General features: G+C 55.7%; 8 protein-coding genes and 1 pseudogene. 7 read left to right on the forward strand and 2 right to left on the reverse strand.

Annotated elements, in window-relative coordinates; genetic code table 11:
* The 5 genes and pseudogenes from AB4043_RS06530 to AB4043_RS06550 all read left to right on the forward strand — a co-directional run.
* Positions 1-3,857, forward strand: a 3,857-nt coding sequence (locus AB4043_RS06530) for a choice-of-anchor D domain-containing protein (protein ID WP_442306707.1), incomplete at its 5' end; no start/stop codon positions are given.
* A gap of 372 nt (positions 3,858-4,229) precedes the next feature.
* A pseudogene (locus AB4043_RS06535) lies at positions 4,230-4,865 on the forward strand (ABC transporter ATP-binding protein); the annotation flags it as partial.
* Positions 4,850-5,890: a hypothetical protein gene (locus AB4043_RS06540; protein WP_442306708.1), complete on the forward strand. Its 1,041-nt coding sequence runs from the start codon at positions 4,850-4,852 to the stop codon at positions 5,888-5,890. The pseudogene AB4043_RS06535 and the gene AB4043_RS06540, both read left to right, overlap by 16 nt.
* A gap of 141 nt (positions 5,891-6,031) precedes the next feature.
* Positions 6,032-6,238: a hypothetical protein gene (locus AB4043_RS06545; protein ID WP_442302944.1), complete on the forward strand. Its 207-nt coding sequence runs from the start codon at positions 6,032-6,034 to the stop codon at positions 6,236-6,238.
* A 244-nt stretch (positions 6,239-6,482) separates the two neighbouring features.
* Positions 6,483-6,797, forward strand: a complete 315-nt coding sequence (locus AB4043_RS06550; RefSeq protein ID WP_442302945.1) for a Rid family hydrolase — start codon at positions 6,483-6,485, stop codon at positions 6,795-6,797.
* A 260-nt stretch (positions 6,798-7,057) separates the two neighbouring features.
* Here the strand turns inward: AB4043_RS06550 and AB4043_RS06555 are convergent, their stop codons facing one another.
* The gene (locus AB4043_RS06555; protein WP_442302946.1) at positions 7,058-7,528 is read right to left on the reverse strand and encodes a hypothetical protein; all 471 of its coding nucleotides are present in this window, start codon (positions 7,526-7,528) and stop codon (positions 7,058-7,060) included.
* A 510-nt stretch (positions 7,529-8,038) separates the two neighbouring features.
* Here AB4043_RS06555 and AB4043_RS06560 point away from each other — a divergent pair.
* Complete coding sequence (locus AB4043_RS06560) at positions 8,039-9,403, forward strand: amidohydrolase family protein (RefSeq protein WP_442302947.1); 1,365 nt, start codon at positions 8,039-8,041, stop codon at positions 9,401-9,403.
* Positions 9,404-9,516: 113 nt separating this feature from the next.
* Here AB4043_RS06560 and AB4043_RS06565 read toward each other — a convergent pair whose 3' ends face one another.
* Positions 9,517-10,425: a 5'-3' exonuclease gene (locus AB4043_RS06565; RefSeq protein ID WP_442306709.1), complete on the reverse strand. Its 909-nt coding sequence runs from the start codon at positions 10,423-10,425 to the stop codon at positions 9,517-9,519.
* A 258-nt stretch (positions 10,426-10,683) separates the two neighbouring features.
* Here AB4043_RS06565 and AB4043_RS06570 point away from each other — a divergent pair, with 258 nt between their 5' ends.
* Complete coding sequence (locus tag AB4043_RS06570; protein ID WP_442302949.1) at positions 10,684-11,583, forward strand: hypothetical protein; 900 nt, start codon at positions 10,684-10,686, stop codon at positions 11,581-11,583.
* The last annotated feature ends 51 nt before the right edge of the window (positions 11,584-11,634 follow it).

Consider the following 11,634-nt stretch of genomic DNA (forward strand, 5'->3'; position numbering starts at 1 on the left):
AGCCTGATGGTTCGGGTCTGAATTATGCGGGCAGAATTGGCGGCGAGCAAGGAAACTACACCAACGGTGTGAACGGCCGCGTGGCCGTTGATGCTTCGGGCAATGCGTATCTTGCAGGAGTGACGGATGACCGCAACTTCAACGTGACGCCCGGGACACTGGGAGGTAGCCCACTCGGATACCCCTACAATCAGATGTTCGTGCTCAAGGTTGATACGTCCGGCGGCTTGGTTTACTCCACGATTGTTCCGGGCAACGCATCGAATTCTTCTACCCAGTCTTACACCAACGCGTTTCTTCCAACCGCTATTGCCGTGGACAGCGGTGGCAGCGCGACCGTTCTTGGCTGGGGAGGTCTGGGTCTGACGACCACCCCTGGTGTGGTTGCGCCACAGTTTCCAAATGCTTATGTGAATGTTGCGAATCCCTCCGCGGGCGTCGTGCTGCGCCTGAACGCGACGGCTACTGCGCTCGACTTCGCCAGTTATCTTCCGGGCACAGACAACGCTGGTGGCCTGGCCATCGATCCCAGCGGCAACTTATGGATCGCCGGTGAGACGGCCGAGACAACACTTCCTGTGAGCGCGAATGCCTATCAAAAGGCACCCAGTACCGGCAGCATCTCTTCTACGGCATCCGGTTCCGGATACATCATGGAACTAGCCCCTGGAGCAACCAGCGTACTCGCTGCGACGTACCTGGACGGAACAGGCGTAGGCCAGAACTATGAGTCCAGCTCCTTTTCCGCGATTGGCCTGGATAGCAAGCTGAATGTATTTGTGGGTGGCACCACGAGTTCTCCGGACTTTCCGATGCAAAGTCCGTTTGTGACCGTGCTAAACAGCACGGGCACCATCTGGGGCATGATGCTGGCGGAGATGAGCCCTGACCTGAGCACTGTCAAGTTCGGATCGTTCCTCAACGCCGTTGGGAACGCCAGCTACGAAGGTTCAAATTTCGGCGGCATGACGGTGGATCCGCAAGATCATCTAATCGCCGCGGGAACGACCTTTGCCACGGATTTTCCAACGACCGCGGGCAGTTTTGAGCCGACTCCTCCACCGGCCGCCAGTCCTTACACTTCTTATCTGCACAGCTTCGTGGCGAAGATCGATATGTCTGTGGCGGCGCCGGCACTCTGCTTCAGCAGCCTGAACGTCCAATTCGGAAAGGTGAATGCGAACACCTCCAGCAGCAAGACCGTTCAACTGACAAACTGCGGAAACGCAGCGCTAAGCATTGATGCGATCACTTCGTCTGCGTCGACCGTGGTGGCCACCCAGAGCTGCGGCTCTATCGCTCCGGGAGTCGCGTGCCCAATTCAACTCACGTTTACTCCGGTCAGCAGCGCCAGCACGACGGGTTCCCTGACGTTTTCAACCAACGCCGCGACTCTTCCCAAAACCGTTGCCTTTGGGGGACAAGGGATTGCACCGAGTATCTCCGCAGGGGCCAATCCCGTTCCTTTCGGTCACTATCTTGTCGGCACGGCTGCTCCAAACGGCACACTCGCTCTCTACAACAGGGGACAAGTGGCGCTGACGATCAGTAGCGTGACCGTTTCCGGATCCGGTTTCGCGCTGGTAAACCAGACTTGTACGACGCGGAGCATCGCCGCGAACTCCTTCTGCGTCGCCACAATCTCGTTCACGCCTATCTCCGCAGGTCCACTAACCGGAACCGTAACGGTCGTCTCCAATGACCCGCAAACGCCACAGCTCACGGTCGCTCTCACTGGCACCGGAGATGCCATTTACCCGGTTCCAATGTTGTCCTCACTCACCACACCAACGGTACCGCTGAACACCGCAACCATAGAAACGCTGACGGGCTCGAACTTTTATCCGCAATCCGTTGCTCAGCTGAACGGCACCCCTTTGACAACGAAGTTCGTGAGCAACACGACCTTGCAAGCCACCATTCCCGCTGGGGCCATCACTGCCCTCGGAGAACAAATCCTTACCGTAGTGAACCCGCAACCGGCGGGCGGTATCAGCGCGGGCCTGATTGTCACTCCTTACCAGACGATTGGGATCAGCCCAACGTTCCTTGTGTCCGTTCCATCCACGGGGCTGCTCTACGCCGCCAACTCTCAGACCGCAGCAAGCAACCCCAATACGGTGATTCCGATTGACCCGACAACGGGGACCCCAAAGACGCCGATCGCCGTTGGGAACAAGCCCGGCATCCTGGCCGCGACGAGCGATGGATCGTACCTGTACGTCGCGAACCAGACCGACCTGACCGTTCAGCGCATCAACCTGAGCACGAACGCCGTAGAGCGCACGTTTCCCTACACGCCGAATCTTTACTGTTCGAGCTGCACGAACTTAGCGGCGACCGACCTGGCAACGGTGCCCGGGTACCCGCAGCAGGTGCTGATGTCGCAAGGGAGCTGGCTTACGCTCTACAACGACTCCGGGGCCGTGAATCATATACCGAACGACGGAATCTGCTGCATGGCCGATCCTAACTTCGGCAGCATCGCGCTGGCGGGAAGCCCCCTGACCGTATATGCCTTACCTTTCCTGATCACAGGAGAGTTTTTCCAAACAGCAAACCTAACGCCAGCCGGGCTTTCTTACACGCGCCTATCAGAGACCAATCACGGCGGCAACACCACAACAGGCAACCAAGTGATTTCCGATGGCACGTTGCTATACACGAGCGCAGGACAAATCTGGAGTCCGGCTACCCGGACCGAAGTGGGTACCTTCCCGGTAACGACTTATAACGCAACGTCTTATCCCAACACGCACAACATCACTCTCGACTCATCACTGGGCGAGTTCTATACCATCGGCGATCAGACAGTCGGCTCAAGCAGCGCCGTTGTCATCACTGCGTATGGCCTGAAGTCCCATGCCATCGATGCGACGCTTCTCTTCCCTCAGATCACTTCCGCAATCCAGTCCAACCTTGTCCGTTGGGGAACGAATGGGTTCGCCTTTCTCTCCGATGCGGGTGTCTACCTGGTAAAAACGAGTGCCGTCTCCGCATCCACGCAAAAACCAAGTCCGGTGCTCAATGCGATCTCACCGGCTTCTGTGATCGCCGGTGGATCAAGCTTTATCATCACGGTGAGCGGCAGCAGTTTCCTTTCGAATTCTGTCATCGATTGGAATGGAACGCCTCTTCCGACAACTTTCGTCAGCGGCCAGCAGCTCACAGCCACGGTTCCTGCCTCAAACCTTTCTCAGGCGGGTACTGCGCAGGTCGCTGTCTATACGCCTGGACCAGGCGGGGGGAGCTCTGTTTCCGCGGCATTTACGATCAATGGCGCGTTGCCGGGTGCATCCTTATCTCCATCCTCTTTGGATTTCGCCAACGTAACCCTGACGCTCTCAAGCAGTGCACAACCAATTCAACTTACAAATACAGGAAACGCGCCGCTTGCCATCAGCGGGGTCGCGGCCACTGGTGACTTCTCGGAAACAAATACCTGCGGAGCAAGTCTTGCGGCCGGAACTTCGTGCACGATTACGGTCCTCTTCACTCCCTCTGCCACAGGTTCTCGGACGGGCACGCTTACCGTTACAGACAACGCTCCCACTACTCCACAGACAGTGACACTGGCAGGAACTGGCGTGCCTACTCTGACTATGGGCACCTCGCCAGGTGGATCAACGACGAGCAGCGTGAGCGGTGAAAACACAGCCACATACGCCCTCGCTATCGCCGGCGGCACCGGTTTCTCGGGTACGGTCAAACTTACCTGCACAGGAGCTCCGCAGTATGCGACCTGCGACATAGCTCCGTCCACGGTGACGATCACGTCAGGAAGCGTCGCAAACTACACCGTGACCGTCTCCACCGGGCAGACTATGGCAGTGCATCCGTGGGCTCAACAGTCATAACTCAGGGTCTCGTGTTGATCGTCAATTGATCGTACATATCTGAAGCGAGATTGACATGCTTGTCATGTTCTACGACCAGCGCGGGGCCTGCTGAGGATCTATACTTCTGAGTTGCCTCCAGAAACACGCCACCCGTCAGGATTAGTGATAAATCGCCGAATCACTTATCGAGCGAATGAGGATGAGCGCATTGCCCTGTTGTCGCGGAATGAGCGCCGGGTTGGTAAACGGACGCGGAATATTTCGTATGGTTAACTGATTTGGGGGACCAACAGAGTGATCGACTGCAGAGCCGCGACGAAGAGTTATGCCTCTCGACCTGTTCTCCGAGGCATAGACCTAGCCGTAGAACCTGGCATTTGTGCCTTACTAGGGGCTAACGGTGCTGGCAAGTCCACACTGCTGCGCCTGCTCTCCGGGCTGGAAGAGCCAGACAGTGGTTCCGTGTCCATCGGTGGACTGGGTTTCCGAGATCATGGAGTTGAAATCCGACGAAATCTGGGTGTACTCCCCGAGGGGCTCGGGTTGTTCGAGTCTTTGACCATCATCGAAAACCTGATGGCAATTGGACCTATTTATGGACTCACGAAAAGCGAAACAGCAGCACGAACAACGAACCTGCTAGGACTACTCGATCTAACACAAGGACGCCACACCGTTGCACGCAATTGTTCGTTCGGCATGCGGAAGAAGACCGCCCTGGCTATGGCCCTGCTGCACAAGCCGAGGGTTCTGCTGCTGGATGAGCCGTTTGAAGGTATTGATCCCGCATCGTCCGCGGTCATTGAGATGCTGCTTGGCCAACTCTCCAGCGATGGCGCTACGATCTTGCTCACCTCTCACATTCTGTCGATCGTGCAGAAAATAGCTACTCGCGTAGTCATTCTTAACCAAGGTCGCATTGAATCAGATTTCAACCCATCCACGGCAGACGAAGGAGTTGAGGACGTATATTTCAGCATCGTCGGCGAACCACAGCCGGAGGTGCTGGATTGTCTCAGATCCTAGCCCTTCTGTTCCTGCTGAAGAAACTGATGTTGAAAGAACTGAGCAGCTTTTCCTCGGTACGTTTCAACAACTTTCTGTTCTGCATCCTTTTCATTATGGTCGCGGGTTTAACAAGCAGGGCACCGGAAGCAGCATTCTGGAGCACGCTTCTCTTTCAAATTGTCCTCCTTGCGCCTTTGCTTGTTACCTTTTCCGTAGATACACAGCATAGGTTGCCCCCGGAACGAGTCGCTACGTGGCCGCTGACACGTAGACAAAGACTCTTGCTCAGTTCCGTAAGTTTTGCGTTGAATCCATTATTTATCGTGCTGTTTCTTGGCTACCTGTTCTGGATGGGCTTAGCCGCGGGTCTCTTTTTTCTTCTAATGGCACTCATCGTGCATGGGGCCGTATACGCCGTTTGCCGTCTCCCATTCAAAATAAGGACGCCTGCAGGCCTCAGCATTTCAAGGACGCCCTTGGACGTCAGCGGGATCGCGCAAGAGACATGGCGGGAGCTGCTGGGAACGCTCGACTTTTGGACCGCGCTGCTTATAGCGGTTAGTGGAACCTTGTATCGACTGTTCGGGCGGGCACCAGCGCCCGAAGCATTTCCGATGCTGGCGTTATTCGTGGGTATCGCAATGAGCACGATTGGGCAACGCATGCTCTGTCTGGATGAGGGGCGAGCATTGCTGCGCTATCGTCTCCTACCGATAGCAGGGTGGAAAGTGCTCGTCACGCAGGACATGACTTTCCTGATTCCGCTTGCCGTCATGGTTTCACTCCTGAGTCTACGAACAGGCATTGCATTTGGCTTGGTCGCTATCGCAGTCGGGCGGTACTCATCACTGAGGCAGCGGGCGAACCAACGTAGATGGCGTTTCGTCGGAGGAGATCCACGTTTCGGAGTTGCACAGGTTCTCCTGGGCGGATTARCTGGAATCGGAGCGGCAAGGACGGGACTCTGGGCCGTTGCTTTCGCCCTCTACGTGGTTTCCATCTTTTGGGGTGAACAGCTATGGAAATGCTCCCTGACTGCTTAGTCAAATAACACGTCTCTGGAAACCTGTGGACAGGCGTGACGCTCCCATTTCGAATTCGATAGATCTGGGCTTCATGATTCGAATCTCCGATCTTTGGCATTTTGCAGCGCCGAAATTCTGTGCAGGGGCATTTCGGAGAGGATGCAGTCGGACTCGTCTCTGGCTGAAACTCGAGGTCTTGTGGGAGCAGGAGGCTTCACCGTTGTGCTTACCGCCGTCGCACTCGCAGCCAGCTATATTCCAGCACTGCGCGCCATGCGTTTCGATCCAATCACGACGCTCCACTCCGATTCACTCCTGATAATGGACGGCCCATGGGGAGCGTTTCAAAAGGAGGATGTGGCATGATCGCGCGCATCCTCTCACTTCTACGGCAAGGAGCTTTCATGAACCGTCGTCTTCGTACTCTCGTCTTTGTAATGGGTCTCTCTCTAGCCTTCATCGTCAGTGGCGCAATCGCGCTTCCGCGCACCATGGAAACTTCAGCGCAAAAAATCAAAAGAATTCCGTTGCCGCCTAGTCAGAATCCCTCGAATGCTGATCTTCCAATCTCGGCGGCCGTATGGGCCGGAGATACGCTGTATGTGAGTGGATGGCTCGACCCGGAGATCAAGACTCATCCGGATCCAAGTCACAGACCGAGGGCATCCTCAAGGACCTGCAAAAATTTCTCGAATCGCAGAAGCTAACGCTGGGCGATGTGGTGATGATGCATGTGTATCTCGGAGGCGATCCTGAGAAAGACGGCAAGATGGACGTCGCTGGAATGATGGCCGGATACACCCAGTTCTTCGGCACCAAAGATCAACCGAACAAGCCCGCACGCACCACGGTGCAGGTGGTTCTGCCCGCCGGCGCTCGAGGCGGTTTGGTAGAGATCGACATGGTCGCTGTGCGGTCGAAGTAGCAGCCACATCGCGTAGTAGCAACAACAACGGGATCTTGCCGGGGGCCGGAGTCGGCTGCTAATAGGCTGGCAGCATAACGGAGCTGGTGTTGCAATCGCAACGGCGGCAGCGGTTCTTGTTGCCAGAAGCTCCGATTCGATGAGTGGTAAGTCCTGTTATCGCCAGTTGATGTTGTGATCAGTCAACATAAGCTGACTTGTGGGTACTAACCGTCAATGGGCGCATTGGCGATTTGGTGCCATTTCACGATTGCGCCGCCTTATGCTTCGGCCGACAGTTCGAAGTCTCTTCTACGCTCCAGCCACCACCATCCGAACTCCGTCGCCGCAATCACTAGTATCCCTGTACCCCACACATAAAAACCTACCATCGGAATCAACTTATCTTTTTCTTCCTTCGACAGGCTTGCCCTCAAAAAGCTCCGCGTCGCAAACAAGCAAAAAGCCATCGCTACGGCAACAAACGGCCGCGCCCGCCTCAGAGCCTTAAATGACGCACTAAACCAACTTTCCACAACCAGCACATTCGCCCACCCACCCAGCGGCAACCCTATAGCCCATGAAAGATATGCCGTTGGGGACAACATCGTGGAAAGTGATACCCCTGCGCAGAAATAGCCAGGCCAACCTGGCCCAGTAAAGGGCGCCGAATTTGCCCCCGGCAACAGCATCGAGACTAAGAACAGGCAGGACCCCACAAACTGGAAGATCCGATTCACCCGCGCCATCATCGTGTCACTCTTCCTCACCGGCATTGCGGCATAATACCGTCAAATCTATCGATCTGAAGTATTAAATGTCAGGACTGGCACTTCAAATGGTGAAGCTTAGGTTTGAAGTCTCGGGAAACCTGGGGACGGAAACCTGAGGACAGACGGGACGTTCCCATTCCGAAGGTGGTAGATCAAGCTGGCCGCGCAATGGCTTCCTCAACCTCGTGTGCTCCCCCTGGCCCGTTGACCGCTTCGCCGCCACTCATCCGAGATAAGAGCCGCATGCGCTGATGAACGCTCGTGCGGATCGAGCGAATGTAGATGAGTGTGTTGCCCTGAAGTCATCAAGCGAGAACCGTTCTTTCGCCACGGGTGGAGGTTCATTTGGGTGGAAAGGGCGTTCTATACATCTTTTCTTGCGATCGGCTTTCTCTGCAAAGAGACTCAAACGCTGACCTTCGATTGAGATACGTCCTCAGACCAGAGAGCGGTTAGGATGGTTGCATCGTTTCTGTGAGGTGCTCCGTCATGCTTCGTTCTCTGCCTGTCGTGTGCTGCGTTTTGGGCGCGCTTTCCGCCCTGGCTCAGCCAGCGTACAAGCCTTTCTCCGGCCGTACCCTGTTACGTGCCGGTCATGTGGTGGATGTACGCACCGGCAGAGAGATGGCCGACGAGACGGTCATCGTGCAGGGAGAGACCATCGTCGCTCTCGCCGCCACCTCCAGCACTCCCGCAAAAGCTGGTGACCGTGAAATTGACCTGCGCGCCTACACCCTGCTGCCGGGCCTGATCGACGTACATACGCACCTGACCGGGGCCAACAACTTTGATCCTTATTTCGAACTCTCCATGACACCCGGCAAGGAAGCCATCCTCGGCGTGGAGAATGCAAAGACCACGCTCGAAGCAGGTTTCACAACCGTTCGGAATGTCGGCGCAAATGGCTGGACCGACGTCGCGTTACGAGATGAGATCAACGAAGGCCATATCCCGGGACCGCACATGCAGGTTTCCGGTCCGGCGCTCGGCATTACCGGCGGCCACATGGATGAGAACCTGCTGCCTGCGCAGTATCGCTGGCAGGCCGAAGGCGTAGCGGATGGTATCGGCGGAGTGCAGCACATGGTGCGCACCAACATCAAGTACGGTGCCGACCTGATCAAGATCGGCGCCTCAGGCGGAGTGCTTTCCAAAGGGGATGACCCGCAGGCGTCGCAGTACACGCTCGAAGAGATGCAGGCCATCGTCACCGACGCTCACCGTCTTGGCCGCAAAGTCGCTGCGCACGCACACGGAGCGCAGGCCATCCTGTGGGCTGCGGAGGCAGGCGTCGACTCGATCGAGCACGGCAGCTACATCGATGACGCCTCCATCGCTGAAATGAAGAAACACGGCACCTACCTGGTCCCCACCAGCTATCTTTACGATTGGAATCGCGAGTTTGGGAAGCTGCCTGCAATCTACGCGGAGAAGATGCGGAACGTGACCTCCGTAGCCCGCGCCAATCATAAACGCGCTATCGATGCCGGTGTGAAGGTTGCCCTGGGCACTGATGCCGCCGTGTATCCCCACGGCCTGAACGCGCGTGAGCTGAACGTCTACGTGCGTGACTACGGAATGTCACCCCTCGCGGCGCTTCAGAGCGCCACGGTCAACGCTGCTGACCTGATGGGATGGACCGCCAAAACCGGCACGCTCGAGCCTGGGAAGTGGGCAGACGTTATCGCCGTCAGTGGCGACCCTCTCAAGGACATTCGCACCTGCGAGGAAGTTCACTTCGTGATGAAGTCCGGTGTCATCTATAAAGACGACGCTCATCCCCAGAGTCTCGACAAACTCAGCGACGTAGCCGCTGCACCCACTGCAGCTGCAGCGAGTGTCCCGGCGTTTTGAGTATTGTCGTTTGCGTCGGTTGCAACCCCAATAAGAAACCTGGGCACAGACGGGACGTTCCCATTTCAAATTCGATAGATCTGCGCTTCAATGATTCGAATGGTCTTCCCGTCTTAAGAGGAACGTGGAACGCGCTCTTTCGAAAAGCTTGCCTTGTCCAAGCGATCTGCTATGGGAGGAAAGGTGGTCGTAGGACCCTTCCAAAGCAGATCGTCAACGGTTGCGAAGAGCGGAAGATCCGTTCGAAGGGTAGCAAGGTCCCGGAATAGCAATACCAGATCCCGTTTACTATTGAGAACCTCGGAAAGGCCTTTCGGATTGGAAACGTTCACCTGCCAATCCCGTGGGTCGGACGGGATCGCTTCCAGTTTGCCGAAGCGAGAGAGAACGGCGGAAGCAGACTTGGCGCCCCACCCTGGCAGTCCCGGATAGCCATCGGATGCGTCACCGACCAAGGCGAGATAATCCGGAATGGAGCCTGGTTTGACTCCGAACTTCTGGATAACTCCCTGTTCATCGCGTTCGAGGCGCCTGCGTCGGTCGAGTTGCACAACGCGTGTGCCGACAACGCACTGAGCAAGATCCTTGTCCGGGGTGCTGATGATTACGCGCTCAACCCGAAGGTCGTCCTGTGCGAGAAAAGCCGCCGATGCCAGCGCATCGTCTGCCTCGTATTCCTCCATCGCCCACACTACGACTCCGAGCGCACGGAGCGCCTCCTCCAACAACGGAAACTGCGATAGTAACTGCGGGTCCACACCCACTCCGGTCTTATATTCAGGCCACATTTGATTCCGGAAGGACTCAATCACATGGTCGGTAGCCACACCGATGTACGTCGTACCTGCGCGCATCATGCCCAGAAGTGAACCAAGAACACCGCGCACCGCGGCAACCTCGCGACCTTCGCTGTCTTTGGCCGAGGGGAGAGCATAGAAATGCCTAAAGAGCTCATAGGTCCCATCGATCAGGTGCACTTCCATGGCATCAACCTTATCAGTTGATGCCAAACGTGGCAGCAACGAGCAGCACGATCCATACTGAACTCATCGCATGCGCGTTCACTGCAAACTGGTACGCCCTTAAGTGGGACAAATAAAGTCCACTCAAAGGTCTGGCTTTCTTGGTGTGATGTTTGTTATCAGAAACTATCCAGCTGCAGTTGACTCTGGAACGAGAAGCTGGGATGCTGGCCACACACAATTCCGGGACTCTCCACCCGGATATCCGCACGACCCTTCTTTCCCTCGTCGGCTCAAAAAATCCAAGGAGATCCATTCATGAGTTCGAATCTCGAGCAGACTAAAGCAGCCAAGGCGTCGACACCAGCGCAAGCTGGGACGGTCGACATAGAACAGAAAAGTGCGTACAGATGCGTTACGGTCAAATTCAGCAATCGTACGTCAAAGACACTTACTATGACGGGCGGTGGGACCTGGGAGATCGAAGGAGGTTTGTATAATGTCTTTCCACCGACGACCATAAATCCTTCACAGAACGTCCAGTGGGATGAGAAAAGAGACTTACTCAATAATTGTATTGCAAGCGTGACATACGGATTCGGCGCCGATGATGGTCAAGAGGAGTCCGTGTATATATCCTGGAACAATTCAGAGAGCCAGGAGAACGAGTACACAGTTACCTGCACCCCTCCGGATAAATACTTTATCAGCTACACCGGAGGGAGCGGAGATGAATCAACAATTAACGTGACTTTGTATGAGTTCCCTTATGAATGTTTCTGGTACAACATTTTCAGCGCACCAGAGTACATCAACCTGAGGGTGGAAGGAGACCCGGGTTCTCTCACGGTGATGTTCGGAACAAAGGAACAGGTTCAAGACCCGGAGCAGCAATGGGCTCTTGTCGATCCCTATACCGGATGGGACTGCTCAAATCCAGATGGAACCGCAGCCATGGGCTATACATGCTTCAAGATATTCAATAGAAAATATCAACAATTTCTATCGACAGATGGAATTGTCCTCATAGTAGAGGACGGTTCTTATGATTCGAAACAAAATTGGACGTGGAGAAACGCCGACGTCGATATCTCACGCATGGGCAATGCCCTCATCAATATGAGTTACAATCTCGCRGTGGGTAGTTCCGGCTTCGGTGGTGCTGGTCTAGTTCCCAACGATGACTCGTCTCCATATTGGGATACGCACCAGCCCTAAGTCCCCAGTGCTGTCAGCCTGCACGCGCCAGTGTTCGCTAGGCTCACACTC

The organism is Terriglobus sp. YAF25, from assembly GCF_052113305.1.
Classification (GTDB): Bacteria; Acidobacteriota; Terriglobia; order Terriglobales; family Acidobacteriaceae; genus Terriglobus.